Source organism: Halobacillus litoralis (assembly GCF_020171725.1).
GTDB classification, from domain to species: Bacteria; Bacillota; Bacilli; order Bacillales; family Halobacillaceae; genus Halobacillus; species Halobacillus litoralis_F.
On record NZ_JAIVAJ010000002.1, the window covers coordinates 544,335 to 569,740 of the forward strand.

The window sequence follows — 25,406 nt, forward strand, 5'->3', positions numbered from 1 at the left end:
TCACGCTTTTTTAGATTACTGCATGGTTTATGCGGCATCGTTTTCGGTGTTTTCTTGATCGTCATTCTGGTTACCCTGGTTAGGATCGTCTTGATTTGAATCATTGTTTGAATCATTATTGTTATTATTTGAATCGTCGTTGTTGTTGTCGTTTTGATTCTCTCCATCAGATTCATCGGCGCCATCATTGTTGCCATTGTTCTCATTTTCACCGTTACCTTCGTTCTCTTCTTCATCCTGATCATCGTTCTCATCTTCTGCTGAATCAGGGTTTCCGGTTTGAACTTGAACGCTTGCAGGATCACTGTCCTGCGCTCGTTCATCAGGGCTGATGGCCGTTACACTGAAGGAATAATCAGCGTCTGGTTCGATGTTTGTAATGTTCAAGCTGGTTTGCCCGGTTGTCGTCAGCTCGGTAGGCTGACCGCCATTAATCGAGACATCGACGCGGAAGTTCACTTCCTCTGACTCGTTGTAGGCCCAGCGCAGTTCGATTGCTCCTGCTTCCTCATTGAATGTACCTGTAAGGTTTTGAACCGGATCGAGTTTTTGATAGGCTTCAGAAACCTTAGAAGGTTGGTTGTCAACATGGAACAATTCCGTCACAATTCTGCTCTCCGGAGTGAATTGACTTGGAAGTTTAGCCGGTCGTGAGCCTTCTTCAATATCAAGCCACGTCACTGTGCTTGGCTTCGTAAAGTCAGCGGTCTCTTTACCGGAAGACAATTCCGCCATTAATGGTTTGAAAATTTGCTTCGGAACGTCTTTCGCAGCTGAGGACAAGCCTTCGTTTATATTTTGATAACCACTCCAAACGGAAATCGAATAGTTGGTTGTATATCCGTTGAACCATGAATCAGGTGCGATATCTCCGGCATCAGTAGGGCGGTTTGTCGTACCTGTTTTTCCTGCTTCCGGAAGGTTTGGTACATCTGCACGGCGACCTGACCCTTCCGTCATCGTTGTTTGTAGCATGTTGGAGACCATGAATGCTGTATATTTACTCATAGCAGCTTTCGGTTCCGGTTTCGTATCAATCGTCTCCTGACCCGGAACTTCGATCTTCCTCACTGTATATGGTTCGTTGTACACTCCCTCATTACCGAACGCCGCATAGGCAGCTGACATTTGAAGAGGTGTTACGTTCGTGTCACCACCTCCGATGGCGTCGACGGGAAGTACGCGATCGTTCGTGAAGTTAATGCCGAGTCCTTCAGCAAATGCCTTCGCGCGATCAGGGCCGACCTCCTGCATCGTCTTCATTGCAGGAATGTTGAGTGAGCGGCTTAACGCATACCGTGCCGATACCCAGCCACGGTATTGATTGTCAAAGTTATTAATGTCTTTTCCGTTGATTTCGTAAGGTTCATCTAAAATCTGGTGGTACGTTGAAATTCTCTGGTGTTCGATGGCGGGTCCGTATGCCATAATCGGCTTGAATGTAGATCCTGCCTGGCGCTCGAGTTGGGTGGCATAGTTGAAGTTATCGCCTTGATAATTTCGACCGCCCCCGATGGCTCGAACAGCACCAGTTTGAGTATCAGTCACTGCTACTCCTGCCTGAAGAGACTCATCAGGCCAGCTGATCGGACCTTCACTACTCAACATCCGTTGAACAGATTCCTGAGCATTAGGATCAAGCGTCGTATAAATTTTCAGGCCGTCTTTGTAAAGATCGGCACCATCCATTTTTTGACGGACTTCATCTCGTACGGCATCGATAAAGGCATCATAAGGTGTCTGCTCTCTGGAATCTGAAGGGACAAGCATATCTTGTACTTTCGTTTGACTGGCTTGATCGGCTTCTTCCTGAGTGATCTTACCGTGCTGCACCATCAAGCTCAGCACCGTTTCCATACGGCTTTGCGCCGCTTCAGGGTTTTCAAACGGATTGTAGCCGGATGGGCGCTGCGGAAGTCCAGCAAGCAGAGCGGCTTCCGGAAGCGTCAGTTCATTCAGGTCCTCTTTTCCGAAGTAAGTATCCGCCGCTTCTGCAACACCATAAGCTCTTGCACCGTAATAGATCTTATTCAAGTACATTTCAAGAATTTGTTCCTTTGTGAACTGCTGATCCAGCTTGATCGCAAGGTATTGTTCCTGCACTTTTCTCTCTAAGGTTTTGTCCGGTGAAAGGAATGAGCGTTTAACGACCTGTTGTGTAATCGTACTTGCTCCTTCGGCTCCGAATCCTTGTGTCACGTTGGCCCAGACTGCGGCTGCAATTCGCTGAAAGTCAATCCCGATATGATTGTAAAAACGCGAATCCTCCGTAGCAATGACGGCATCTTTCATGATTTGTGGAATTTCTTCGTACGTGACTTTTGTTCTGTTTTCTTCGCCGGCTAAGTCGGCGATCAACTCATCATTCATATCATATACTTTTGATGAATAGGGATCGGATAATTGCGATTCATCTAAATCTGGGGCGCTGGATACATAGTAGGCGAATAGTCCGCCACCACCCAGAACCATGATGATACCGAATATAAATAAAGTCATAATAATTTTTTTGAATTTGCCTTTTCTTTTCTTCGATTGTTTCAGCTGCTTTTTTCTAGCTGAACGTGATTGGCTTTCATTGGCCATTGATGTTTCCTCCATTTCAGAAATAGAGCTTATCTAATGCTTTTCTGTAGTCGACCCTGGCCTGGAAGTGGAACGGAACAAGAATTCCTTCTTGCTGCACGGTGTTGTAAGGAATAGACTTTCTGCCACCGTTTTGCTGATCATCCCAGAATGAAAATACACAAGAAGAAGGAACTACGTAGACCTCATCAAGCGGCGTGAATTTCAAAATTAAAAAAGAAATTCCTTCATGCTGTTCGACAGCTTTCATGTGATCGACTTGGTGTTGGTGGATATTGCTTAGAGGGAACGATGTTTTATTCTTCGTTTCTTTTGCCTCAAAATCAATATACCTGCCTCGATAAACTCCATTAAAGTCAGTTGTAGACGCCTGTTTGAAGTACGCTTCTTTAATGACAGCAGCACTTCGCTTCGGGTAGTCCACCTGGACAATTTGAACAGGTGTCGGCTTTTTATGCACGACAGCGATGCCAGCTCTTAAATAATGCTCGTTCGTCGCGTTGATATCTTCTTCCAACGTCATCCCCCGATTGCTGAAGTCGGGTTTTTTCTTTTGTCTTGCTTTTGAATGCTTCGATTGGGCACGTTTGCCGTTTGGGTAGTTCAATGGAATGTCCCTCCCTAATTCCATGAGAGTATCATAACAAAAAAACGTAGCCAAGCCCATTAAATTGTCACCTTAATAGACGTTTTTTGAAGAAAAAAGTTTCAATTCCTTGAACATTCCACATAACTGTTTCGAAAATTCGACTCTATTTAAGGGGGGAGAGGATAAAAAAAACTGCTGCCATGAACACACGGCAGCAGTTTCTACATTACGTCGATGGACGATTTTCTCCGGCAAGTTTCGGGTTATCGGTCTTTGCCGGTTTCGGTTGTTTTTTCTTTGGTTGCTTTTTATTTGGCATAATCAACGTCCCCCTTTTCGAGGTTTTTGACTTGTTTTGTTGCATTACTTCTAGTCTTGTCATTCAGATAGGAGATATTCAAATAAGAGCGAAATTTAGTATTACCAATAAAAGGGGAGAGGATCTTCATGAATAATCGTACCGTATCTGTTGAGGATTTCGAGACAGAATTGCTTCAGTTAAAAGAACGATTTTCCCTGCTGGAACGCCGTTTATCCCTGAAAGCCGATGAAGTCGTCTCTACAATGGCCATCTCTCATCGGAAACAAATCGATGAGCTGAAAGATGAAGTATTCCGACTACGCGACGAGCTGAAGAAGGTGCAGAAGGGACAGAAGGAAAAGCTGATCGACCGTGTCGTGAGACGTCAGCGGAGAGTTGTCTGAACCATTGAATCCTTTTTGCATGTCATGGTAAGGTTAAATAAAAAAGGTGAGTATATATGTCCCTGGAACAAGATACAAGAGATTTGAAACAATTGATGGATGAGCGTCACCGAATGTTTGTTGAAAGTGAAGGACCGGTCGACAAATCGGACCGTGATTTCTTCGAACGTGTGAAGAAAGAGACCTCGTCCATGTTTGCATTAAATACACAATGGTTTGAAAAAGCAGGGGGGTTTGTAAAGAATAGACACACGTCCGTACACCCTAACCAGGTTCAATCCACTCATGAGAATATAGAGATGATCATTCTTCACAGCTACTACTTGGATGTCCATCTGAAACGGTTCAAGGAACTGTACCAATCAGTCCACTACGTGCTGGATATGATGCTGAATGACATACGGAATCAAACTTGATTCAATGATAAAGCAAAAACAAGGCCGGAGCATTTCTGCTTCGGCCTTGTTTCGTTTTCTTATGCTTTTTGTTTTCCTGTCACCTTCGCAATAATAATATAGAAGGTCGGAACGAGTATGAGTGTCAATATGGTGGAGAAGAGCAGTCCGGATACGATGGAGATCGCAAGCGGTCTGAATAGAACGTCTCCTGTGAAAATAATAGGCGTTAACGCTGCAATCGAAGTTAGGGAAGTAAGAATGATCGGACGGACACGTGCCCGACCCGCTTCAATGACAGCTTCGACTGTTGAGCCGTAACGTTCGAGATTCTGCTCCATGAATTCCACCAGGATCACAGAGTTTCGGACAACAATACCTGATAAGGAAACAATCCCTAGTGTCGCAAGGAAGCTGAGCGGTTCTCCAGAGATAAACAGGCCGACGATGGCTCCGGTAACTGCTAGGAATACCGTTCCTGTAATAAGAAGCGGCATCAATAGAGAGTTAAACTGTACAGCAATCGTCAAATAGATGAGGAAGAGGACGATGACGAACAGTTTGGACACCTCAATGAAGAACTCTGTCTGGGCATCGGTCTGGCCACTTTCAACGACTGTATATCCTTCTGGTAGTTCGGATTCAAAATTATCTAGAATTTCGTTCGCTTCTGAATTGAAAGTGTTGCTCTCTCCTTCTTTAGGGTAAGCCTCCAGCGTAATTGTACGCTCCCCGTCTAAGTGGGGGATGGCTCCCAGCTGGTCGGATTCTTCTGTAGAGATGAATTCATCGAGTGTAAACACTTGCGGCGGCTGACCAGGGGCTCCGTCTTGGGAGCTTGAGGCCACTTCCAATTGCTCGAGATTGACTCCTTCTGCTTCCCCATCATCGACAATGACCTTCATCGGTAGTCGGTCCACGCCATTATCAAACGTTCCAAGTGGAATCCCTGTGTTGGCGATTTGAATTTGCGATGTGACTTGATCGATGGCGATGTTTTCCTCGGCCATTCGCTCGCGGTCCAAGTTGTAGCTTAGGAATGGCTGGGTCTCTGAATTTAATGTCGTGATTTCGGTTGTCTCTAGCTCTTGCAGTCTGCTTTGTAGTTCATTGGCTTCTGAAATGAGTGTATCAAGCTCTGGTCCTTGAATCTGTACCTGCACAGGTGGAGAGGTAGGAGGACCAGATACAATCGTTTCTAGAAAGATTTCAGCGTTTTCGAATTCTTCTCTCAAAGGGGCTTCCCATTCGTCCATGAACGCTGTCGCACTTGTTGTGTCACGATCGATGCGGACGAGGACCTGCCCTGTATTTTCACCGGATCGGGTCAGACCGGAACTGAAGATAGGAGGAAGCCCGCTGCCTGTATAGACGCTTGTTTCGGTTATGTCTTCCTCATTCTCCATTAAGAATTCCTGGATCGCCTGGAGCTCTTCTTCCGTCTGTTCGATAGGTGTACCTTGTGGATACTCAACTGAGATGGTGACTTCCTGACGATCGGCTGCCGGGAAGAATTCAAATGGTATTCTTATGGCAAGCGTAGCCAGTAATACACAAACGAGTAGTCCGATAATGGACGTGACCCATGGACGTTTTGTCGTTTTCGGCAGTAGACGGTCGGCATAGATTTTCTCAAGCCCGTTAAACCATCCGCCAAGAAGCCCTTCTTTGGCTTTCGCTTGCTTCTTGCTTCTTCTTTTTCGTGCATATTGAACGGTTGGAATCAGCGTCAACGAAATAAGCGTTGAAGCTACAATTGTGAAAATCAGAACGGACGGCAGGGCCCGAATGAACTCACCGTTCGTTCCGGATAAGAATGTCAGCGGAAGAAAGCTGAAAATAATCATCAAGGTAGATGTGATAATCGACTTTGCAACTTCCTTAACTCCTTTGACAGTTCCTTCTAAGGGACCGTCACCCATTTGAAACCGCCGTTGTATATTATCGTTTACGACAATCGCGTCATCGACCAATATACCGATGGCAATAATCATTCCGATAACCGAAATCTGGTTTAAGTCAACGCCTATATAAGGAAGCGGAATCAGTCCAATCATGATGGAGATCGGGATGGCCAACGCAACAAGGATTGCGGAAGATATCGGCAGCCCCAGCACCATGATGACGATAACGGCCAGGAAAGAAATTCCCAATGAGCTGACCAGACTGTTAAATACTTCTTCGATAATGGTGCTTTGTGTATAAAAGCGGTCCACCGTAATTTCCTCAGGTAATTCCTCTTTCAAGTCATCAACATTCGCTGTAATTTCTTCCTGCAAAGCAGAAATGTTAACGCCTTCTTGAGCAAATATTGTCAAGGATAGAGCTGCTTGGTCTTCGTAGGAGATTAGGTCCTGTGCAGGCAAGTCTTCCACTTCAATTGAACCTACGTCACTCAGAGTAAGCGGGTCTCCATCGGGTGAAGTGCCGATTCGTAGCGAGGAAAGTCCTTCAATATCTGAGTATTTATTTAAAATCAGTTGATAGATGGTGCCATCTTGTTGTTCTGTACCGATCGCTCCGGGCGCAATTTCACTTTGAATCGTGGAGACGATCGGGAAGGCAGCAATCTGATTTTCCTGAAGGGCTTCATTATCCAGCGATACGGTCACCTGTTGTTCCGGTAACCCTTTAACAAGAATCGATTCTACGCCGGAAATACTCGTCAAACTATTCCGCCAAGTTTCCAACTCATTTCTTAAGTCATAAAGTGCTTCACGGTCCTCTGCGAGGAGGTGATAGGAAGCAACGGAGGAAGTCGATAAGTCCGTTGTGACTGTAGGGTCCTGTACTTCATCAGGATAAGTTCTCGACACATCCGAGACAATTTGACGAATCTTCGAATTCACGCTTTCACGGTCCACACCACCTTCGAGGGTCGCCGTAATGGACCCGAAGCCCGTCGTAGAAGCAGAGGTGACTTCGCTGATCCCAACGACATTCAATAACTCGCTTTCGAGTGGGTTCGTAATCGTGCGTTCTACTTCTTCCGGGGTAGCTCCAGGGTACACCGTAGAGATTTGAGCAATATTCACATTAATCTCGGGTATCTCCCTTTTGGGGAGCTGTAAATAAGTAAAGATTCCTGTGAAAATGAGCAGGGCAATGAAGACCCAGACAATTTTTCTGAAATCCAATAATTTAGACATATAAATCCTCCTTTTTTCTTTCTCAAGTCTAAGCTACATTCAGTATAATTATTTTTGACACGTGTGTCATTTATTTTCACTTTTGAATGTGCTGAACGGATTTTTGAAATCGCTTTACATATCTCTATAAGTTTTATATAATGATTTTCCCAATTGAAAGGGAGGGATATGAGATGAACCAGAAACAATTGATAGAAGAAGCAAAGAAAATGACAGAGATGACTTATACGCCATATTCGAAGTTTCCTGTCGGAGCGGCTTTACTTACGGAAGATGGGAAAGTCTATACCGGCTGTAACATTGAGAATGCTGCATACCCTGTTACGTGCTGTGCAGAACGCGTGGCGATCTTCAAAGCGATTTCAGAAGGGGACTATAAGTTCTCACAAATTGCTGTCGTAGCGGATACGAAGCGACCAGTACCGCCATGTGGATCCTGTCGTCAGGTGATGAGTGAGTTTTTCGGACCAGAAACACTGATTCACACATCCAACCTTGAAGGAGAAACAAAGACTCTTACAATGGAAGAACTACTCCCTTATTCCTTCGCTGCATCCGATTTAAACGAAGGATAAGTTAAAGATCCAGCACCTTGGAAAGAAGAGGGTGCTGTTTTTTTATGGATTCGGAGATTGAGTGATGTTATGAAACGGAACGTACTCTCGGCCATGTTGGATCAGACATTGAAGTCTATGTTGAATCCCCAACATGACCCTTGATGATTAAGGGGTTGATCGTAATGACTAGAAAAGCAGAGAGGATTATATTTTATCTTTCCCATCGCAAAAAGCCCGATTATTGATGATATCGCCTAGTACAATGTGGGTCCTAGTGACATACGCTGATAAAGAATAACCGATAAGGAGTGAACTTCCCATGCACCATCATTCAATGAAAGGCCAAATGGCTCCAAATTGTCAGCGTCGTCCAATTGTCTGCCCGATGCAGCAATGTGTTATGGAAAATTGTTATGTAGAGAACCAGGATTACATTCACCCAACACACGTCATGGTGAAAAACAACCATTTATTAAATAACTACCACTACTTCCCTTATATGATGTCCGAACAAGATTTCTTCCAAACGCAGGACTTTGCGTATCCTCAAGGTTCATCCCCGGACTACGACTGGACACAATTCGCGAACCCTCAAGAATTGGAGCAAATGCAAGGACAAATGCCGATGCAGGGTCAGATGCCAATGCAAGGACAAATGCCGATGCAGGGTCAGATGCCAATGCAAGGACAAATGCCAATGCAGGGGCAAATGCCGATGCAAGGTCAGATGCCAATGCAGGGACAAATGCCTATGATGCCCATGATGCCCGAAGACGGCATGATGTAAGATCAGTATATGTAGCCACAACAAATCGTTGTGGCTCATTTCTGTTTCCTTTACACTTATGGAGTAAGGAAGTGATAGAAGTGAGAACCATTGTTGTAACAGGATACAAACCGATCGAAATGGGAATATTTAAATCGAACGATCCGAAAATAGAGTTTGTGAAGGCTGCATTGAGGAAGAGAATCGTCAACCTAGTAGATGATGGTCTGGAGTGGGTGCTCGTGTCCGGGCAAATGGGAGTTGAATTATGGGCTGCACAAGTCGTTCTTGATATGAAGGACGAAGGCTACGAAATCAACCTAGGTGTCATCCCGCCATTTGAGAACCAGGATGAGCGTTGGCCAGAGGACCTGCAGCTTGCCTATGAGGAAGTCACCATGACAGCTGATTTTTTTCAACCCATTTATAATAAGAAGTACGAAGGACCCCATCAATTTAAAGCAAAGGATCAATTTCTTATCGAGCATTCTGACGGCACCCTTATTCTCTTTGACGAAGAAACCGATGGAAGTCCCAAGTTTTATTTGAATAAAGTGAAGAAGCATCAGGAACAGCATGATTATCAGGTTCTGTACATAACGCCTATGGATCTTGATGACATCGTCGAGGAATTAAGAATGGCTGACCCTGATTACTGGAGTTCCTAGCCTCACCACCAAAATGAAAATTGACAATTCCGTGTTGTTTTGAAAAAATAGAGGTAATGTGGCAGACAGAGGTGATGAAAATGAGTGAAGGACGTTTTCAACTGACGAGTAAAGATATACTTGAGAAAGACTTCAAAACGTCAATGCGAGGTTATAATCAAGAAGAAGTTGATGAGTACTTAGATTTAATCATTCAAGACTATGATCGATTCAGTCAAGAACTAGAACGGTTGCAGCAGGAGAATGACCGTCTGAGAAAGATGTCCTCAAGGGAAGTGCCCCAGAGGGCCAAACCCCAGAACACGAGTAACCATCAAATGAACTATGATATTTTAAAACGCGTGTCTAATTTAGAAAAAGCGGTTTTTGGTAAGAAATACGCAGACTGACGAAAATTACTTGTGACAAAACGTCAGACCTCTGCTATAATGACTGAGTGCGTTATTTGAACGTCAACAGTTGAATACTTGGGTAATCGCTGTATGACTTGATCATGCAGAGGAAAGTCCATGCTCACACAGGCTGAGATGTCTGTAGTGTTCGTGCCTGACGAAACCATAAGTCAGGGTAGTGTAAAAGCTAACGGCAGGGAAAATTCCTACGTCCATCTGGATATGGAATGAATACCTTGAAAGTGCCACAGTGACGGAGCCGGAATAGAAATATTTCGGGTGGAACGAGGTAAACCCCACGAGTGAGCAACCCAAATATAGGTAGGGGCACTCTTCATAGGGAAATGAACCGAAGAAGAGGTCGTTCATCGGCAGATAGATGATTACCACCGGAGTACGAGGTTGACCACCGCTTGCAGTACGATGGAACAGAACATGGCTTACAAAGTATTCAACGGTCATTTATGATTAAACAAGATCACCCTTCTGAAAAGTCACAACGCTTTTTAGAAGGGTTTTTTATTGACTACAGGATTTACATAAAGAAGTGGAGGGGTATCATGCCAAAAAAAGTTACCTTGATAGCAACGGCTGCGATGGGGCTTGAATCCATCGTAGCTAACGAAGTGAAAGCTCTTGGGTACGAAGATGTTCAGGTGGAAAACGGACGAGTGCTGTTCACTACTGACGTTTCAGCGATCCCGAGAACGAACCTATGGCTGCGGACGGCCGATCGTGTCAAGCTGTTAGTCGGGCGTTTCAAAGCGACGAGCTTCGATCAACTGTTTGAAGAGACAAAGGCACTGCCATGGGAGCAGTTCATAGATGAAGACGGAGAATTTCCTGTGGTCGGGAAATCCGTTAAATCGAAGCTTTACAGTGTGCCGGACTGCCAATCCATCGTAAAAAAGGCGATTGTAGAACGATTGAAGAAGAAGTATGGAATTGCTTCCTGGCTCAAGGAGACGGGAGCCTTTTACCGTGTAGAAGTTGCCATTCATAAAGATGAGGCTCTTCTGACGATTGATACATCAGGAAGCGGTCTTCACAAAAGAGGCTATCGTGTCGGTCAGGGGGAAGCGCCATTGAAAGAGACCATGGCAGCAGCCCTTGTGCAGATTACGAATTGGAAGCCTGATGAGCCGTTCGTCGATCCGTTTTGTGGCTCCGGTACGATTGCGATCGAAGCCGCATTGATCGGTCAGAACATTGCACCTGGTTTCAACAGAGAGTTCGCATCGGAAGGCTGGAGCTTTATCGGACAAGAGCTTTGGGACGAAGCATTCCGTGAAGCAGAAGAAAAAGCGGATTATGACCAGCCTTTACAGATCACCGGTTCCGATATCGACCCTCAGTTGATCAAGATTGCCGAGAACAATGCGCTTGAAGCAGGTCTCGGTGACTTAGTCACGTGGAAGCAGATGCAGGCATCTGATTTGAAGCCGAAAATGGACAATGGCTATATCGTCACGAATCCGCCTTACGGAGAGCGTTTGAACGAACGCGACGAAGTAGAGGCGATGTACCGGGACCTCGGCGTGATTATGCGGGACTATCCGTCCTGGAGTGTCTATGTATTGACCTCACACGAACAATTTGAAAGCTTTTACGGGAAGAAAGCGACGAAGAAACGTAAATTGTTCAATGGATTCATCAAGACCGATTACTATCAGTATTTCGGTAAAAAAATCAGATCGAAACCAACGCACAATAAAGGATTTTGATTCAGGGAGGCAGAGACATGACACAGCAGAAACTTGATCAATTTAAAACCCTTCTTAAAGAACAAGCTTCTTACGGGGAAGCGATCGGTCTTATGGGGTGGGACATGCGTACGAAAGCTCCGAAGAAAGGGATGGGCCACCGGGCAGAGGTGCTCGGTGTACTTTCTCAAAAAGTGCATGAGATTCAAACGTCCGATGAAATGAAGAGCTGTATCGATGAGTTGAAAGGGAAGGTAGAAGACCCTGTCATGAAGCGTGCTCTTGAGGAAGCGGAAGAAACATACGAGAAAACGGCAAAGATTCCAGTAGATGAGTATCGTGAATATGTCACGTTACAATCCCAAGCTGAATCCATGTGGGAGGAAGCGAAAGACAATGACGACTTTGACAGTTTCCGTCCCTATTTGGAGAAGCTCGTAGAGTATAATCGCAAATTCGCTGATTACTGGGGTTATGAGAACCACCGCTATGACGCTCTTTTACATAACTTTGAGCCGGGAGTTACGGTTGAAGTACTCGATCAAGTATTCCCGAAAGTGAGAGAAGCGTTAACAAGTCTTCTTGATAAAATAAAGAATGCGCCGAAACAGCCTGATCCTTCCGTCTTGGAAGGTCACTTCCCGAAAGATAAGCAGGAGCAGTTCAGCGCAGAAATCCTGAAGCGCATGGGCTATGACTTTCAAGCTGGACGCTTGGATGAAACGGTTCATCCCTTTGCGATTGGTCTCAATACGAATGATGTCCGAGTGACGACGAAATACGATGAGACGGATTTCCGTACGGCTATTTTCGGAACAATTCATGAAGGCGGTCACGCGCTTTATGAGCAGAACATCGATGAAAATCTTTCCTTCACACCTCTTGCAGATGGAACGTCAATGGGGATCCATGAGTCACAGTCTTTATTCTGGGAAAATTTCATTGCTCGAACAGAAGCGTTCTGGCAGACACATTACGAGTTGTTTAAATCGTATGCTCCTGACTCCTTTAAAGACCTGCCGCTTGATGACTTTTACCGTGCCATTAACGAAGTGAAACCTTCATTCATTCGAATCGAAGCGGATGAGCTGACGTATTGTCTCCATATCATGGTGCGATATGAGCTTGAGAAGGCACTCATCGGAGGAGAAATCGAAGTCAAGGATCTGCCTCGTCTATGGAATGAGAAAATGAAAGATTATTTAGGGGTAGAACCTGAGACGAATAGGGAAGGCGTCCTGCAGGATATCCACTGGTCCGGCGGCGCATTCGGATATTTCCCTTCTTATGCTCTCGGCTACATGTATGCCGCTCAATTTTCTAAGAAAATGCAAGAATCAATGGCTGTCGAATCACACATTCAAAACGGGGATTTCCAGCCGATCAAAGAATGGTTGACAGAGCATGTCCATCAGTATGGAAAAATGAAGAAACCGCTTGAGATTGTCAATGATGTAACGGGTGAAGGGTTGAACCCGGATTACATCGTCGATTACTTGACGGAGAAATATCAAAAAATCTATCAGTTTTAAGTTGTATGCAAAAAAGCACGGAATCTAAATTCCGTGCTTTTGCAGGATGTCGAGAAAGTCCTATCGGTTCTTATAAAGTTTGAGAAGCGGTGTTGGCGAACCAACCTGCTTTACGTGGGCTACGCTTGAGTCTCCTCGTTCCCTTCGGTCACTGTGGGGTCTCATCTGTACTCTGCTCCCACTGTCCTCCACATTTGTACCAGAAGTGTTCTCCAACCTTTTTCAACAGACTGAAAAAAGCACGGAATTTGAATTCCGTGCTTTTGTTGAATCATTATGAAAGTTCTTTTTTCATGTCAGGAGCAAGTAGGCCGACTTCTTCATAAAGAGCGCCTAATTGATCGTTGAACTGTGTGAACTGTTCTTCAGCCAATGTGAAGTCAGCACTTTCTGGATTTTCCTCCAGAGCTGCTGCGACTTCTTCATAGTATGCTTGCAAGGAAGCGACAGCCTCTTGAACTTGAGTTGTCACATCTTCAGGAAGCTCAGCTTCGATGCTGTAATCCGCTGCTTTTTTAGCTGCTTCGTCAGCCGCTGCTTTCGCTTCATCAGCCGCCGTTGTGATGGTTTCTGTATCAGGCTCTTCAGCTGAGATCGCTGCTTCATAATCACTGATCTTTGCTTGTTGCTCTTTGAATGCATCTTTAATGTTCATTTGTGTTGCTAGAAGCTGTTTCTTTACAGCTGTTTCATCTTGTTTTGTCTCTGTCTCTTCTGATTGTGAAGCATTGCCGTTCTCTTCAGATGCTGTTGAATCGCTTCCACATCCGGCAAGGACAAGTGCGCCTGTTAGACCCATGGCGAGTAACCATTTTTTCATCATTGAATCCCCCTTAAGTTTTGCTACCTTCATCATTTTAGTGTAAGCGCATTAGAAAGTAAATTGATTTGGAAAAATTTATAAAATCAAAAATATTCAGTTTAATCAAACGATTCATAGGAGGAACGATCATGTATTTACCGAGTTTTCGATTGGATGACAAGCTGGCCGTTGTGACAGGTGGAACGAAGGGAATCGGAAGGGCGATTGCTCTTGCTTTCGCAGAAGCGGGAGCGGATGTCATTATTATTGCCCGAAACGAGGAACAATTATTAGTTGTGAAAAAGGAAGTGGAAGGGCTGGGCAGGAAAGCCTTCACGATTGCAAGAGACATTGTCGAAGTGGATGCTATCAAGGAAGAAGTGGATGCCATTCGGAAAGATAGACCGATAGATGTCTGGGTGAATAACGCAGGTATGAATATCCGAAGTGAAGCGGAGAAGGTAACGGAGATGGAATGGGAGCAGATCATCAATACGAACTTGAAGAGTGCCTTTTTCTTATCGCAATATGCCGGCTCCGTGATGAAGAAAGAAAAGCGAGGGAAGATTATCAACATTTCTTCCGTCGGAGGTCATGTCGCGCTCAAGACAGGCGTAGTTTATGCGATGACGAAGAGTGCATTGATTCAAATGACAAAAAACCTGGCTCTTGAATGGGGAGAAGACCAAATTAATGTAAATGCCATTGGGCCATGGTATTTCCCGACTTCGCTAACCGAGCGCCTTCTTGAGGACGAAGATTATGTAGAGGCTATCCTTGATCGAACACCATTGAACCGGATTGGTGAACTGAAAGAACTGACGGGAGCAGCGGTGTTCCTTGCATCTGAAGCAGGTAACTACATGACAGGACAAACACTGTTTGTCGATGGAGGCATGACGATTTACGGGTTTTAGAATAGGTATACAAAAAGCATGTAGCCGAGTGGTTACATGCTTTTTTGGTCAATCATTAAAATCAACTTTAAACTGTGTTCATCTTCAAGGTTCACGGGAACTTGAAAGGCGAGATCGAAACCTCTGATTCTGGATTCTCCCTGTATGACCGTAGGAGGGGTGATATCGATGGAAATGCTACGTTCTGAGACCTTCGTCGATAAATTTCCAGCAATCATATTAGCTAACTCTCCTGTAAAGGAATATAACATCTCCCCTTCAAGAGGCATTCCGAACATTTTCTCACCTACATATCCGAAGCTGTTGTGGCTTCCATCTATGAGCAGACGGCCGGTGAAGTCACCTGTCATTCCGATGAGTACACCTAGTTCATTCTGTTGGATGGGCTCTTCGAATTTACGGGGGTGTTCGATGGAAAGCTCGAAAGGAAAGACTGAATGGACCGAGTCTAAACTTCCGTTGAGAATATCTGTGATAGATTGACTATTCGACACGATGTAACCCTCCTATTATACATACCATTGACATAGGTTTATCATACCACATTTTTCGACAGCTTCATGGAATAATTTACGATTTTTTAAGCAGAATAAAACAAAAAGGAGGTACATGATGCCATATATCCTTTCCTCAGGTGTGAAAGAAGCAGAGTATTCTTTCGCGCAATCCACTGTCCAGCAATTGGTGTATAATCTCTTTCCAATGAAAGATCATGAGAAAAAGAGGCTGCTCCCGATTTTTGAAAATGCCCAAATCGAAAACCGTCAGTTCGCTCAGCAGTTGGAATGGTTTGAGAGGCCCCATGGACTCGCTGAACGGAACCAGATCTATATGGAGAAGGCGATCCATTATGCGAAGGCGGCGATTGAGTCCTGTTTACATCACGAAGTCTTCCTGCAAAACCCGGTCTCAACAAAAGAGATCGATCATATCATATTCGTTTCATCTACTGGCATCGCCACGCCTACAGTAGACACATATGTCATCAACGAACTTGAGTTCAAAGATTCTGTGAAAAGAAGTCCTCTCTTCGGCCTCGGGTGTGCAGGAGGTACAAGTGGAGTGGGTCGTGCTTACGAATGGCTGAAGGGACATCCTGATAAGAACGTGTTGGTTGTCTGTGTCGAACTATGCAGCTTGACATTTCAGGTGGAAGACCGCCGTGTATCCAACTTTGTTGGAACAGCCCTTTTCGGCGACGGAGCGTCAGCTGTGCTGATGGCAGGAGATGAATCCGAGCTTATGCACCAGGCTTCAAGTCCGATCCGCCTTGGGGAGACCAGTTCCAGGATTCAGCGGAACAGCATGGATGTCATGGGGTGGCGAGTCGTGGATACTGGGTTCGAGGTGATTTTCAATAAGAGCATTCCAAGACTCGTAAAAGATTTCTGGAGTGTTCATATGAAAGATGCGCTTCATGATCAGGAGTGGACGAAGGGAGACCTTGCCTTCATTGTCGCTCACCCGGGTGGCAGGAAGGTACTCGAAGCTTACCGTGATCTGTTTGATCTTCCGGACGAAGCCTTAAGACATTCTCGCAGTGTACTCGAGAGACACGGAAATATGTCTTCTCCAACCGTTCATTTTGTCTTGCATGACGCGATGTCGGAGCGGCCTGAGAAGGGAACGAGATCGATGATGACCTCGCTTGGACCAGGATTCAGTTCAGAAATTGTCAGTTTGGAGTGGGTGTAAATGGAAAGTCTCTTGTTTTTGCTTTTTGGATTTCTACTTATTCAGCGGCTCGGGGAATTAGTGATTGCGAATTCAAATAAAAGGTGGATGATGGACCGAGGAGGGAAAGAGTCGGGACAGGAACATTACATTTTATTTATCATTCTTCACACGTGCTTTTTTCTATCGATCCTTATCGAGTTCATGAGCACGGGGTTTGAGTGGTCTCTTCTTTCTTGGTTTGCACTTGGTTCATTTTTCATCCTCCAACTTCTAAGGGTGTGGTGTATCGCTACACTCGGGCGGCGGTGGAATACGAGAATCATCATCCTTCCCGATGAAGAACCGATTAAAAAAGGGCTTTACCGGTTGATCCGCCATCCCAACTACGTCATTGTGTTTTTTGAACTGGCGGTCATTCCGATTTTATTCCATGCTTATGTAACGGCATTGATTTTCCCGCTGCTTCATCTACTGGTGCTTAAAGTTAGAATCCCTGCCGAAGAAAGAGCACTGGAAGAGCGGACATAAGGAGACAGAATATTCTTGCCCCTTATAAATGGATTTGCTATACTTTAATTAGCAATGAAAATCAATCTCATTTAGAGGAAGTGCGAATATGATCTTCATCGTATTTCTAGTCGTTAGCGTATATAGCATCTTAACTGTCTATTTGCTCGCGAGACTCGGCTCCGCTCCTGCTCAGTCGGTCATCGAAGTGATCAAGGGGCAGAAGCGTTCGACCCTTCAGCAAAAGAGACGAACATACGAACAAAAGATCTCAACCAGGTGACCAGCACCTGGTTATTTTTTGTTATACTAGAACAACAGAGACGAATGATGTCGATTTATGTTCGTTTTGTTCGTATGAGATTTTTGCCTGAATAAGGAGCGTCCTATGAAAAATCATTTACCGTTGGCCTATTTCTTAGAGGATTTGTGGTCGAAAGGGTTTAAATTGCAGGATGAAGACGTAAGGTTCATTTACTTTGGGAAGAACTCAACCAATGCAACCGAGTGGAAAACCATCATAGCGGTGAAGGTGACGCTTAAGTATCAGCACGAATTTGATCCGAGTTTTTTCATCGGAGTGTTAGAACAAATTGCGAAGCCGGAGCTCACAACGAGAAAGCAGGTCTATCAGTATTTAGGAAAGAAGGGGCTTGCGAAGAAGAAGTTACATAAAAACAGATAGAGCAAGACTCTTCTTTGACACAGAAAAACCCAAGGGATGCTTGGGTTTTTTTAGTGGGCTTCATGCAAAGCTTTGCGAGCCAGCTTATCTGCCTGTCTATTCTGCTTTTCAGGGATCCATTTATAAAAAACGATGGAAAAGTGCTCCTCCAGCGATTGGATAGCGGTCAGGTAAGGCATGAACTTCGCATTCTTCGTGTAGCCCTGATCGAGCGCATCAACGGCCGTCTTGGAGTCGGATCTAACAGAAATGATCTCATTCGGAAATCTGTCCTTACATAACTCAAGGGCACGTAGGACCGCTAAAAACTCCGCGTCATGGTTGGAATATTCTCCAAGGTAAAAGGCATACTCAGTCATTTCAGTGCCGTTTCTTATGATGATTCCGCAGGCGCTTGGACCGGGATTGCCACTTGATGCTGCATCAGTAAATACGGTGATCATGCTCAGATCCCCCCTTTAAAAAACTGGACGTTTCCATCTTTTAGCTATATAGAGGAACGGAGTATCCATTGCTGCGACGAGAAACTTAATTAAATAGGTTGTCAGGAAGATTTCAAACCAGACGTCTACTGGATACAAACCGTAGAAGGCGATGCCACAGAAAATCGCCGTGTCGACTAATTGACTCAACATAGTGCTTCCGTTATTTCGAATCCAGAGCGTCTTATCTGTTTTAAATACCCTTTTCAAGCGGGCATAAAGCCATACATCGAAATATTGACTGATGATATACGCGGTCAAACTCCCTATCGCGATTGAAGGTACAATTCCGAACAGTGTCTCAAGGGCAGGTTGTGCGATATCATTTTCACCCGGTGTGAACTGCAGGGCCATCTGCATGATCAACGTCAGAAGGATCAGCGTGGAAAATCCCATCCAAACCGCTTTCCTTGCTTCTTTTTGACCGTACTTCTCATTAAGGATGTCTGTCGCCAAAAAGGCTGTTCCATATAAGATATTACCGAGCGTTGCATTGAGTCCGAACATTTCAACGGTTTTGACCACTTGGATATTGGCGACAACCGTGGACATCCCAATCCAGACGAACAGTCCCACTTTGCCAAATAACTTATACATCGTTAATAATAATCCGAAATTTATGAGTGCGAAAATGATCCACAAAAGTTCATTGCTCATTTGCCTTCACTCCTTTCTTAAAGAATGAACAGCAGTTAATTATAAGTGGTCAAGTTTGTTTTTTCAAGGCGCAGACCTCCAGCCTATTATGTGAGCGCGATGAGCCTAGGAAAAACGTTAAAAAGAAAAACGGCAGCCCACTTGGGGCTGCCGTTCATGGTTTCATTTATTTTTTCTCAACGTTAGCCGCTTGTGGGCCACGGTCGCCTTCTACGATTTCGAATGTTACTTCTTGACCTTCTTCAAGAGATTTGAAACCTTCTTCTTGAATAGCGGAGAAGTGTACGAATACATCGTTTCCACCCTCAACTTGAATGAAGCCGTAACCTTTTTCTGCGTTGAACCATTTTACTGTACCGTTTTGCATGATATGATTCCTCCTAAAAACTTTCACGTGAACCGTGTGAATTACAAATAAATAGGTAGAATCGAAAAAAGTCCCCAGGAAGGCGGCGGAATATAAATACCGAGCACTTCTATGGGAACTACCTGTCTTTATGATTCCGAACTACTTATTTGCTTAACCCTAATATATCGTATCACGTACCCAGCGTCAATAAATGAAAGCGCATTTTTTAAAATCGATTCTTGAAAAAATGGAAGAAGGGAAAAGAAATTAAGGGCGGACTGCGATACAATAGAAACGACATATATGAAAAGGGGTTGGATGGATGAAAACGGATATTGAAATCGCGTTAGAAGCAAAAATGAAACCTATTCGTGAGATTGCAAGTCAACTAAACCTGGACCTTGAAGATTGGGAGCCTTATGGCCATTATAAAGCGAAACTTTCTGATCAACTATTGGACAAGCTCCGGGACCGTCCGGACGGAAAGGTTATTCTGACGACCTCAATCAATCCGACACCAGCCGGAGAAGGGAAATCAACTGTTACAGTCGGCCTCGGACAGGCATTGAACCAATTGAACCAAAAGGCGGTCATTGCATTACGTGAGCCATCCCTTGGTCCGACGATGGGCATCAAAGGAGGGGCGGCCGGGGGTGGATACTCCCAGGTCGTGCCGATGGAGGAGATCAACCTTCACTTCACAGGTGACATTCATGCAATCACAACAGCTAATAATGCCTTATCTGCCTTCATTGATAACCATATCCATCAAGGGAACGAGCTTGAAATTGATGCCCGCCGAGTAGAATGGAAGCGCGTACTCGACTTGAATGACCGGGCCTTGCGGGAGGTAGTCGTCGGTCTTGGTGGACCTGTAAAAGGCATTCCACGTGAAGATCAGTTTACTATTACGGTAGCATCAGAAGTCATGGCTGTTCTCTGCCTGGCAAGTGATTTGAATGACTTGAAGAAGCGCCTTTCCCGCATCGTCGTCGCTTACACGTATGACAAAAAGCCTGTTACGGTGAAGCAGCTCAGATACGAAGGGGCTTTAACTTTGCTCTTGAAGGATGCGCTTAAGCCAAATCTTGTGCAGACACTCGAGAATACTCCGGCAATTATCCACGGAGGCCCGTTTGCGAACATCGCCCATGGATGTAACAGTTTAATGGCGACTCAAATCGCATCGAAGCTCGGTGACTACGTCGTGACGGAGGCAGGGTTTGGAGCAGATCTCGGGGCAGAGAAGTTCCTTGATATTAAAACCCGTGCAGGAGAGTTCGAGCCGGACGCCGTCGTCATCGTCGCCACGATACGGGCGCTGAAAATGCACGGAGGACTTGATAAAAAATCACTCGATCGAGAGGACGTCTTGGCCCTTCAAAAAGGCATCTCCAATTTGAAGAAGCATATCGAGACAATTGAACAGTTCAACCTTCCGTTTGTCGTTGCCATCAATCAGTTCCCTTCTGACACAGAAGCTGAGACGGAGTTCCTGCTTGATTGGTGTAAACAAAATAAAGCCCCGGTTTCTCTCGTGAAGGTGTTTACAGAAGGGGGTAAAGGCGGAATTGAACTCGCTGAAAAAGTCATCGAAGCTTGCGAGAGGAAAGAAGGAAGTCTTACTTATACGTACGAGTTAACCGACTCGATCGAGGAGAAAATGACCAAGGTCGTCCAAAAAGTTTATGGAGGCGAGAAGGTCGAATTTTCATCCAAAGCCATGAAGCAGTTGAAGCAGTTCAACGATCTTGGATATAACAATCTACCAGTTTGTATGGCGAAAACCCAATATTCTTTGTCTGATGATCCTGCTCTCTTAGGGCGCCCGGAAGGGTTTACTGTGACGGTTCAGGAACTTAGAGCCTCTGTAGGTGCTGGTTTCATCGTTGCTTTGACAGGAGACGTCATGACGATGCCGGGTCTGCCGAAGAAACCAGCGGCCCTCAACATGGACGTGACGGATGAAGGCGTCATTAAAGGTTTATTCTAAGTGACGGGTACAAGTGGTCATGATTAAAGAAATGGTCTAATGATTATAAACCTGAAGATAGTACGTAAGATAAAGGTTCCTGAGGTATGACTTCCCCAGGGACCTTTTCTTTTGGTAAACTAACATCAAAAGCACGTTTTGAAGGGAGGGTGCCCGGGTGGGAATTGAAATCGGACTGACGGGGTGGGGCGACCACGTGGATTTGTACACAGACAAATCCAAATCCGGTGATAAGTTAGGGGAGTATGCTTCTCACTTTCCTGTAGTAGAGGTCGATACGGCTTTCTACGCGATTCAACCCCAGCGTTATTATGAAAAATGGGTTTCACAAACGCCTTCCTCTTTTTCCTTTGTCATCAAGGCGTTCAATGGACTGACAGGACATGACCGGGAATCCCGGACGGTTCAGGAAGCAAGGGATTTAGTGAAGGCGTATGAAGAATCCATCCAGCCAGTGCTCGAAAAAGGGAAGCTGAAAGCACTACTGTTTCAGTTTCCACCTTGGTTTGACGTGAATCGTGAGCACATTAAGAAGCTGAGACTGTTACGAGAGTGGCTGCAGGACTACCCCATGGCCCTGGAGTTCCGGAACCAAACGTGGTTTCAGCCCGCATACCGTGAAAAGACGCTTGAGTTTATGAGGGAATATGAATGGATCCATGCCATTTGTGACGAACCACAGGCAGGGATAGGGTCGGTTCCGCGTGTGCTCGAAACGACCCACCCAGAGAAGACGCTCGTCCGTTTTCATGGAAGAAACGTTCACGGATGGAACAAAAACGGTCGGAAAGACTGGCGGAAAGTGCGGTTTCTTTATAAATATAACGAAGAAGAATTGAAAGAGTGGGCAGCCCGGATTCGAGAGCTTAAACAGGCGACGCCGGATATCACGTTGTTATTTAACAACAACTCTGGTGGAGATGCCGCCACAAATGCCAAGCAGATGCAGCAATTATTAAACATCGAATACAACGATTTAAATCCTAGACAGATGGATTTGTTTCAATTTTAGGAGGAACTATGGACTCAGGTGTAATTCAAAAAGCGCTTCATTACATCCAACCTTTATTTGAAAAAGATGCCACCGGTCATGACCTCGACCATATGAAACGTGTGGCCAGGTGGTCGAGAGAGCTCGCCTTGAGGGAAGGGGCAGATCCTACCCTCGCAGAACTCGCGGGCCTGCTTCATGATGTCGATGATGCCAAGCTTTCACAGAATCCTGATGCATCAAGGCGTGAGCGTAGGGAGAAGCTTCTGGAATGGGGGCTTTCGGATGCGCAGGTTGAAGAAATCGAACAAGCGATCGAAACCGTCTCCTTCCGGAAAGGGAAAGTACCGGCTTCCACACTTGGAAAAGTACTGCAGGATGCGGACCGGTTAGATGCGATGGGGGCTGTGGGCATTGCCCGCACATTTGCATTCGGAGGTGCGAAAGGGCAGATGATACATAGTGATGACCCGGGTGCCGGAACGTCTGTGCAGCATTTCCATGATAAATTGCTTCATCTTCTACACCTCATGAACACGGACAGCGGGCGTCAGGAAGCCGAGCATCGACATGAGACGATGACAGCGTTTCTGAATGAGTTCAATCGTGAATACTATGCTTTAGGAGGAAAATCAGATGAGTCAAAATGAACAGCAGTACTTGAATTTATGTAAACATGTCCTAGGTCAAGGAGCGTATAAAGAGGACAGGACCGGGACGGGGACATACTCAGTGTTCGGATACCAAATGCGTTTCGACCTTTCAGAAGGTTTTCCTTTGCTGACAACGAAGCGTGTACCATTCCGTTTGATTGCAAGCGAACTGTTGTGGTTTATCAAAGGGGATACGAATATCAGGTATCTGCTTGAACATAACAACAACATCTGGAATGAGTGGGCGTTTCAAAACTGGATAAATAGTGAAGATTATAAAGGACCGAATATGACGGATTTCGGCCGCCGCAGCCAGCAGGATGAAGCGTTTAAGGAAGAATACGATGAGCAGATGAACCGATTCAAGGAGAAGATTCTGAAGGACGATGCATTTGCGGCGGCCTACGGCGATCTGGGAGCCGTTTATGGAAGTCAATGGAGAGCCTGGAAGACGTCGCAGGGGGAAACGATTGATCAGCTTAAGCGTGTAATTGATTCGATTAAGCATAATCCCGACTCCAGACGACATATCGTAACGGCTTGGAACCCGGAGGATGTGCCGTCCAACATGGCCCTGCCCCCTTGTCATACGATGTTCCAATTTTACGTGGCGGAAGGAAAGCTCTCCTGTCAGCTTTATCAAAGAAGTGGAGACATCTTTTTAGGTGTACCGTTTAACATTGCGAGCTATGCGCTTCTGACGCATTTGATAGCAGAGGAATGTGGGCTCCAAGTAGGAGAGTTCATTCATACACTCGGGGATGCCCACATCTATAGCAATCACTTAAGTCAAGTGCAGACTCAGCTGAAGCGGTCCGAGAGGGCTCTACCTAAACTGAAAATCGATCATGGTGGTAAGAGTCTGTTCGACATTGAAATGGAAGATTTGGAGCTTGATGGTTATGATCCGCATCCATCCATAAAAGCACCAGTCGCTGTTTAACTATTAACGGAGGTGTAAGACCTATGATTTCTTTTATTTTTGCAATGGATCGTAATCGATTGATCGGGAAGGATAATGATCTTCCGTGGCATATTCCGAATGACTTCAAGTTTTTCAAAGACATGACCATCGGAAAAACAATTATCATGGGGAGAAAGACGTTTGAATCCTTTGGAAAACCTCTGCCTGATAGAAAACACATCGTCATAACATCCAATCACGATTACGACAGAGAAGGGTGTACAGTCATTCATTCGATTGATGACATTCTTGAGATGGAAAAGAACGATCCGGACACAGAGTGGTTCGTCATTGGCGGAACGGTCCTTTTTGAAAAGATGCTTCCGTATGCCGATCGTATGTACTTGACGTATATCGACTACGAATTTGAAGGGGACACGCATTTCCCTGAATATGATGAGTCCGATTGGAAACTAGTCTCGGAAACGAAGGGCGAAAAAGACGAGAAGAACCCTTACGATTATTATTTCCGGATTTACGAGAGAACGTAATAAATATGACATTAGCAGGTGTCATTCTAGCAGGGGGCGGTTCGAGCAGGATGGGACGTGACAAAGCCAGCCTCCCGCTCGGCTCTCGGACGGTTCTGGCACGGATCTACAGTCAGCTTCACGAAGTGACAAGTCATATTGTCGTCAACAGCAATATCGAAAGATCTGGCTTCGAACCGGTACCGGATCGCTATGTGGACGGTGGGCCGCTTGCCGGTATTCAGGCAGGGATGCAAGCTGCAGGAGCAGAATGGGTGGTGGTCAGTGCCTGTGACACCCCTTTCATTCATCCCGATATTTACAAAGAGCTCTTATCCTACAGAGACTCGAAATTCGAAGCGATTATTCCGTTTCATAAGGGGAGGCATCAGCCGATGTCAGGCGTTTATCACATAAGCCTTCTTCCGTTGTTAGATGAGCTTATGAATAACGACGAGAAACGGATGCGTGCCCTTTATGAGAGAATCAATATGAAACCGGTCCATTCCTTTCAAACCGTTTCTGAATCCGTGCTTTCTCACCATTTCTTCAACATGAACACGCTCGAAGATTATGAAGAAGCGAACAGGTTGTTAAAAACTTTCCAAGGCCAAAGACATTTGCTATAAAAAATGGTATGATAGGGGAAGAATACAACTATCAACGTACGAATAATTCGTCAGAAGGCGGTGAAACCATGCTGTCAAGTATCGGTGTACCGGGTTTAATCCTGATCTTGACGATTGCGCTCGTCATTTTCGGCCCATCCAAGCTACCTGAAATTGGAAAAGCGGCTGGTCAAACATTAAAAGAGTTCAAAAGCTCTGCCCGTGATTTAACTTCAGATCAAAACGAGCAGAACAATGGCGCAGATGAACGTTCAGAAACGAAACCCTAAGCTTTTGTTGTAAGCGTTTCTTTACACGGCGGTGACCGGGACGGTTTACATAGGAGAAGTTCCAGTCACTCAAGAAAACCAGTGGACGAGTTCTACTGAAAATGGAGTGAGAGACCATGTTATCAAGCATCGGTGTACCAGGTCTTATTTTAATCTTGATCATCGCTCTCGTTATATTCGGTCCATCCAAGCTACCTGAGATCGGGAAAGCGTTTGGCAGCTCTTTAAAAGAGTTTAAGAAGGCGACTGGTGACATTATGTCAGATGAAGATAAAGATCAGAATAAGAACAAGAATCAATAAAATAAATAATGAAGGTG

The 25,406-nt window shown here is 45.2% G+C and carries 29 protein-coding genes and 1 other RNA gene; 22 read left to right on the top strand and 8 right to left on the bottom strand.

Features of this window, described 5'->3' with window-relative positions; genetic code table 11:
- Nucleotides 1–27: 27 nt before the first annotated feature.
- Nucleotides 28–2,586, bottom strand: coding sequence for a penicillin-binding protein 1A (locus LCM20_RS07255; protein ID WP_225194760.1), 2,559 nt, complete (start codon nt 2,584–2,586; stop codon nt 28–30).
- Between the two features lie 16 nt (nt 2,587–2,602).
- Nucleotides 2,603–3,193, bottom strand: a complete 591-nt coding sequence (recU, locus tag LCM20_RS07260) for a Holliday junction resolvase RecU (protein WP_225194761.1) — start codon at nt 3,191–3,193, stop codon at nt 2,603–2,605.
- 429 nt (nt 3,194–3,622) lie between these two features.
- Between recU and LCM20_RS07265 the strand changes: the two genes are divergently transcribed.
- A complete protein-coding gene (locus LCM20_RS07265; RefSeq protein WP_225194762.1) occupies nt 3,623–3,880 on the top strand; it encodes a hypothetical protein in 258 nt (85 codons plus the stop codon).
- 56 nt (nt 3,881–3,936) lie between these two features.
- Nucleotides 3,937–4,296 carry a DUF1798 family protein gene (locus LCM20_RS07270; protein ID WP_225194763.1) on the top strand — a complete coding sequence of 120 codons (360 nt, stop codon included), beginning with the start codon at nt 3,937–3,939 and terminating at the stop codon, nt 4,294–4,296.
- A gap of 59 nt (nt 4,297–4,355) precedes the next feature.
- On the opposite strand, the gene LCM20_RS07275 is transcribed toward LCM20_RS07270, so the two are convergent.
- Complete coding sequence (locus tag LCM20_RS07275; RefSeq protein WP_225194764.1) at nt 4,356–7,424, bottom strand: efflux RND transporter permease subunit; 3,069 nt, start codon at nt 7,422–7,424, stop codon at nt 4,356–4,358.
- A 173-nt stretch (nt 7,425–7,597) separates the two neighbouring features.
- Between LCM20_RS07275 and LCM20_RS07280 the strand changes: the two genes are divergently transcribed.
- From LCM20_RS07280 to LCM20_RS07310, 7 genes are all read left to right on the top strand, one after another.
- The gene (locus LCM20_RS07280; RefSeq protein WP_225194765.1) at nt 7,598–7,999 is read left to right on the top strand and encodes a cytidine deaminase; all 402 of its coding nucleotides are present in this window, start codon (nt 7,598–7,600) and stop codon (nt 7,997–7,999) included.
- A gap of 316 nt (nt 8,000–8,315) precedes the next feature.
- Nucleotides 8,316–8,768 carry a CotD family spore coat protein gene (locus tag LCM20_RS07285; protein ID WP_225194766.1) on the top strand — a complete coding sequence of 151 codons (453 nt, stop codon included), beginning with the start codon at nt 8,316–8,318 and terminating at the stop codon, nt 8,766–8,768.
- Nucleotides 8,769–8,848: 80 nt separating this feature from the next.
- On the top strand, nt 8,849–9,415 hold the full coding sequence (locus tag LCM20_RS07290; RefSeq protein WP_225194767.1) for an SLOG family protein: 567 nt from the start codon (nt 8,849–8,851) through the stop codon (nt 9,413–9,415).
- A gap of 80 nt (nt 9,416–9,495) precedes the next feature.
- Nucleotides 9,496–9,804, top strand: a complete 309-nt coding sequence (gene gpsB / locus LCM20_RS07295; RefSeq protein WP_225194768.1) for a cell division regulator GpsB — start codon at nt 9,496–9,498, stop codon at nt 9,802–9,804.
- 74 nt (nt 9,805–9,878) lie between these two features.
- Nucleotides 9,879–10,255: RNase P RNA component class B (gene rnpB / locus LCM20_RS07300), an RNA gene on the top strand.
- Nucleotides 10,256–10,367: 112 nt separating this feature from the next.
- Entirely contained in the window at nt 10,368–11,531 is a 1,164-nt protein-coding gene (locus tag LCM20_RS07305; RefSeq protein WP_225194769.1) for a THUMP domain-containing class I SAM-dependent RNA methyltransferase, read from the top strand.
- A gap of 17 nt (nt 11,532–11,548) precedes the next feature.
- Entirely contained in the window at nt 11,549–13,042 is a 1,494-nt protein-coding gene (locus LCM20_RS07310) for a carboxypeptidase M32 (protein WP_225194770.1), read from the top strand.
- A 274-nt stretch (nt 13,043–13,316) separates the two neighbouring features.
- Here the strand turns inward: LCM20_RS07310 and LCM20_RS07315 are convergent, their stop codons facing one another.
- Nucleotides 13,317–13,862: a hypothetical protein gene (locus LCM20_RS07315; RefSeq protein WP_225194771.1), complete on the bottom strand. Its 546-nt coding sequence runs from the start codon at nt 13,860–13,862 to the stop codon at nt 13,317–13,319.
- 131 nt (nt 13,863–13,993) lie between these two features.
- Here LCM20_RS07315 and LCM20_RS07320 point away from each other — a divergent pair, with 131 nt between their 5' ends.
- Nucleotides 13,994–14,761, top strand: coding sequence for an SDR family NAD(P)-dependent oxidoreductase (locus LCM20_RS07320; protein ID WP_225194772.1), 768 nt, complete (start codon nt 13,994–13,996; stop codon nt 14,759–14,761).
- Between the two features lie 32 nt (nt 14,762–14,793).
- Here the strand turns inward: LCM20_RS07320 and LCM20_RS07325 are convergent, their stop codons facing one another.
- A complete protein-coding gene (locus LCM20_RS07325; protein ID WP_225194773.1) occupies nt 14,794–15,255 on the bottom strand; it encodes a chemotaxis protein CheX in 462 nt (153 codons plus the stop codon).
- A 118-nt stretch (nt 15,256–15,373) separates the two neighbouring features.
- Here LCM20_RS07325 and LCM20_RS07330 point away from each other — a divergent pair, with 118 nt between their 5' ends.
- The 4 genes from LCM20_RS07330 to LCM20_RS07345 all read left to right on the top strand — a co-directional run bounded on the left by LCM20_RS07330 (nt 15,374) and on the right by LCM20_RS07345 (nt 17,630).
- The gene (locus LCM20_RS07330) at nt 15,374–16,456 is read left to right on the top strand and encodes a type III polyketide synthase (RefSeq protein WP_225194774.1); all 1,083 of its coding nucleotides are present in this window, start codon (nt 15,374–15,376) and stop codon (nt 16,454–16,456) included.
- Complete coding sequence (locus LCM20_RS07335; protein WP_225194775.1) at nt 16,457–16,966, top strand: isoprenylcysteine carboxyl methyltransferase family protein; 510 nt, start codon at nt 16,457–16,459, stop codon at nt 16,964–16,966. It abuts the gene before it with no gap.
- A gap of 88 nt (nt 16,967–17,054) precedes the next feature.
- Complete coding sequence (locus tag LCM20_RS07340) at nt 17,055–17,228, top strand: hypothetical protein (protein ID WP_225194776.1); 174 nt, start codon at nt 17,055–17,057, stop codon at nt 17,226–17,228.
- Nucleotides 17,229–17,333: 105 nt separating this feature from the next.
- A complete protein-coding gene (locus tag LCM20_RS07345; RefSeq protein ID WP_225194777.1) occupies nt 17,334–17,630 on the top strand; it encodes a DUF6123 family protein in 297 nt (98 codons plus the stop codon).
- 50 nt (nt 17,631–17,680) lie between these two features.
- Here LCM20_RS07345 and LCM20_RS07350 read toward each other — a convergent pair whose 3' ends face one another.
- The 3 genes from LCM20_RS07350 to LCM20_RS07360 form a co-directional block, all read right to left on the bottom strand.
- Complete coding sequence (locus LCM20_RS07350; protein ID WP_225194778.1) at nt 17,681–18,073, bottom strand: ribonuclease HI family protein; 393 nt, start codon at nt 18,071–18,073, stop codon at nt 17,681–17,683.
- Between the two features lie 15 nt (nt 18,074–18,088).
- On the bottom strand, nt 18,089–18,769 hold the full coding sequence (locus LCM20_RS07355) for a queuosine precursor transporter (protein ID WP_225194779.1): 681 nt from the start codon (nt 18,767–18,769) through the stop codon (nt 18,089–18,091).
- A 166-nt stretch (nt 18,770–18,935) separates the two neighbouring features.
- Nucleotides 18,936–19,136, bottom strand: a complete 201-nt coding sequence (locus LCM20_RS07360) for a cold-shock protein (protein ID WP_079480009.1) — start codon at nt 19,134–19,136, stop codon at nt 18,936–18,938.
- 304 nt (nt 19,137–19,440) lie between these two features.
- Here LCM20_RS07360 and LCM20_RS07365 point away from each other — a divergent pair, with 304 nt between their 5' ends.
- The 8 genes from LCM20_RS07365 to tatA all read left to right on the top strand — a co-directional run bounded on the left by LCM20_RS07365 (nt 19,441) and on the right by tatA (nt 25,389).
- Nucleotides 19,441–21,111 carry a formate--tetrahydrofolate ligase gene (locus LCM20_RS07365; protein WP_225194780.1) on the top strand — a complete coding sequence of 557 codons (1,671 nt, stop codon included), beginning with the start codon at nt 19,441–19,443 and terminating at the stop codon, nt 21,109–21,111.
- 157 nt (nt 21,112–21,268) lie between these two features.
- On the top strand, nt 21,269–22,123 hold the full coding sequence (locus tag LCM20_RS07370) for a DUF72 domain-containing protein (protein WP_225194781.1): 855 nt from the start codon (nt 21,269–21,271) through the stop codon (nt 22,121–22,123).
- Between the two features lie 8 nt (nt 22,124–22,131).
- Nucleotides 22,132–22,752: an HD domain-containing protein gene (locus LCM20_RS07375; protein WP_225194782.1), complete on the top strand. Its 621-nt coding sequence runs from the start codon at nt 22,132–22,134 to the stop codon at nt 22,750–22,752.
- The gene (locus LCM20_RS07380) at nt 22,739–23,698 is read left to right on the top strand and encodes a thymidylate synthase (RefSeq protein ID WP_225194783.1); all 960 of its coding nucleotides are present in this window, start codon (nt 22,739–22,741) and stop codon (nt 23,696–23,698) included. Before LCM20_RS07375 ends, LCM20_RS07380 begins: the two co-directional genes overlap by 14 nt.
- A 23-nt stretch (nt 23,699–23,721) precedes the next feature.
- Complete coding sequence (locus LCM20_RS07385) at nt 23,722–24,210, top strand: dihydrofolate reductase (protein ID WP_225194784.1); 489 nt, start codon at nt 23,722–23,724, stop codon at nt 24,208–24,210.
- 5 nt (nt 24,211–24,215) lie between these two features.
- Nucleotides 24,216–24,818 carry a molybdenum cofactor guanylyltransferase gene (locus LCM20_RS07390; RefSeq protein ID WP_225194785.1) on the top strand — a complete coding sequence of 201 codons (603 nt, stop codon included), beginning with the start codon at nt 24,216–24,218 and terminating at the stop codon, nt 24,816–24,818.
- Between the two features lie 68 nt (nt 24,819–24,886).
- Nucleotides 24,887–25,087: a twin-arginine translocase TatA/TatE family subunit gene (locus tag LCM20_RS07395; RefSeq protein WP_225194786.1), complete on the top strand. Its 201-nt coding sequence runs from the start codon at nt 24,887–24,889 to the stop codon at nt 25,085–25,087.
- 116 nt (nt 25,088–25,203) lie between these two features.
- Complete coding sequence (gene tatA / locus LCM20_RS07400) at nt 25,204–25,389, top strand: twin-arginine translocase TatA/TatE family subunit (RefSeq protein ID WP_225194787.1); 186 nt, start codon at nt 25,204–25,206, stop codon at nt 25,387–25,389.
- Nucleotides 25,390–25,406 lie beyond the last annotated feature (17 nt).

What these genes read in the sequence shown, in the direction of transcription:
- LCM20_RS07335 (WP_225194775.1), top strand. Translation starts at nt 16,457, where the DNA reads ATGGAAAGTCTCTTGTTTTTGCTTTTTGGATTTCTACTTATTCAGCGG.
- LCM20_RS07390 (WP_225194785.1), top strand. Translation starts at nt 24,216, where the DNA reads ATGACATTAGCAGGTGTCATTCTAGCAGGGGGCGGTTCGAGCAGGATG.
- LCM20_RS07315 (WP_225194771.1), bottom strand. Translation starts at nt 13,862, where the DNA reads ATGAAAAAATGGTTACTCGCCATGGGTCTAACAGGCGCACTTGTCCTT.
- LCM20_RS07375 (WP_225194782.1), top strand. Translation starts at nt 22,132, where the DNA reads ATGGACTCAGGTGTAATTCAAAAAGCGCTTCATTACATCCAACCTTTA.
- LCM20_RS07395 (WP_225194786.1), top strand. Translation starts at nt 24,887, where the DNA reads ATGCTGTCAAGTATCGGTGTACCGGGTTTAATCCTGATCTTGACGATT.
- LCM20_RS07330 (WP_225194774.1), top strand. Translation starts at nt 15,374, where the DNA reads ATGCCATATATCCTTTCCTCAGGTGTGAAAGAAGCAGAGTATTCTTTC.
- LCM20_RS07355 (WP_225194779.1), bottom strand. Translation starts at nt 18,769, where the DNA reads ATGAGCAATGAACTTTTGTGGATCATTTTCGCACTCATAAATTTCGGA.
- LCM20_RS07255 (WP_225194760.1), bottom strand. Translation starts at nt 2,586, where the DNA reads ATGGCCAATGAAAGCCAATCACGTTCAGCTAGAAAAAAGCAGCTGAAA.
- gpsB (WP_225194768.1), top strand. Translation starts at nt 9,496, where the DNA reads ATGAGTGAAGGACGTTTTCAACTGACGAGTAAAGATATACTTGAGAAA.
- LCM20_RS07380 (WP_225194783.1), top strand. Translation starts at nt 22,739, where the DNA reads ATGAGTCAAAATGAACAGCAGTACTTGAATTTATGTAAACATGTCCTA.
- LCM20_RS07345 (WP_225194777.1), top strand. Translation starts at nt 17,334, where the DNA reads ATGAAAAATCATTTACCGTTGGCCTATTTCTTAGAGGATTTGTGGTCG.
- LCM20_RS07285 (WP_225194766.1), top strand. Translation starts at nt 8,316, where the DNA reads ATGAAAGGCCAAATGGCTCCAAATTGTCAGCGTCGTCCAATTGTCTGC.
- LCM20_RS07280 (WP_225194765.1), top strand. Translation starts at nt 7,598, where the DNA reads ATGAACCAGAAACAATTGATAGAAGAAGCAAAGAAAATGACAGAGATG.
- LCM20_RS07310 (WP_225194770.1), top strand. Translation starts at nt 11,549, where the DNA reads ATGACACAGCAGAAACTTGATCAATTTAAAACCCTTCTTAAAGAACAA.
- LCM20_RS07340 (WP_225194776.1), top strand. Translation starts at nt 17,055, where the DNA reads ATGATCTTCATCGTATTTCTAGTCGTTAGCGTATATAGCATCTTAACT.
- LCM20_RS07360 (WP_079480009.1), bottom strand. Translation starts at nt 19,136, where the DNA reads ATGCAAAACGGTACAGTAAAATGGTTCAACGCAGAAAAAGGTTACGGC.
- LCM20_RS07270 (WP_225194763.1), top strand. Translation starts at nt 3,937, where the DNA reads ATGTCCCTGGAACAAGATACAAGAGATTTGAAACAATTGATGGATGAG.
- tatA (WP_225194787.1), top strand. Translation starts at nt 25,204, where the DNA reads ATGTTATCAAGCATCGGTGTACCAGGTCTTATTTTAATCTTGATCATC.
- LCM20_RS07275 (WP_225194764.1), bottom strand. Translation starts at nt 7,424, where the DNA reads ATGTCTAAATTATTGGATTTCAGAAAAATTGTCTGGGTCTTCATTGCC.
- LCM20_RS07320 (WP_225194772.1), top strand. Translation starts at nt 13,994, where the DNA reads ATGTATTTACCGAGTTTTCGATTGGATGACAAGCTGGCCGTTGTGACA.
- LCM20_RS07265 (WP_225194762.1), top strand. Translation starts at nt 3,623, where the DNA reads ATGAATAATCGTACCGTATCTGTTGAGGATTTCGAGACAGAATTGCTT.
- LCM20_RS07385 (WP_225194784.1), top strand. Translation starts at nt 23,722, where the DNA reads ATGATTTCTTTTATTTTTGCAATGGATCGTAATCGATTGATCGGGAAG.
- LCM20_RS07365 (WP_225194780.1), top strand. Translation starts at nt 19,441, where the DNA reads ATGAAAACGGATATTGAAATCGCGTTAGAAGCAAAAATGAAACCTATT.
- LCM20_RS07350 (WP_225194778.1), bottom strand. Translation starts at nt 18,073, where the DNA reads ATGATCACCGTATTTACTGATGCAGCATCAAGTGGCAATCCCGGTCCA.
- LCM20_RS07305 (WP_225194769.1), top strand. Translation starts at nt 10,368, where the DNA reads ATGCCAAAAAAAGTTACCTTGATAGCAACGGCTGCGATGGGGCTTGAA.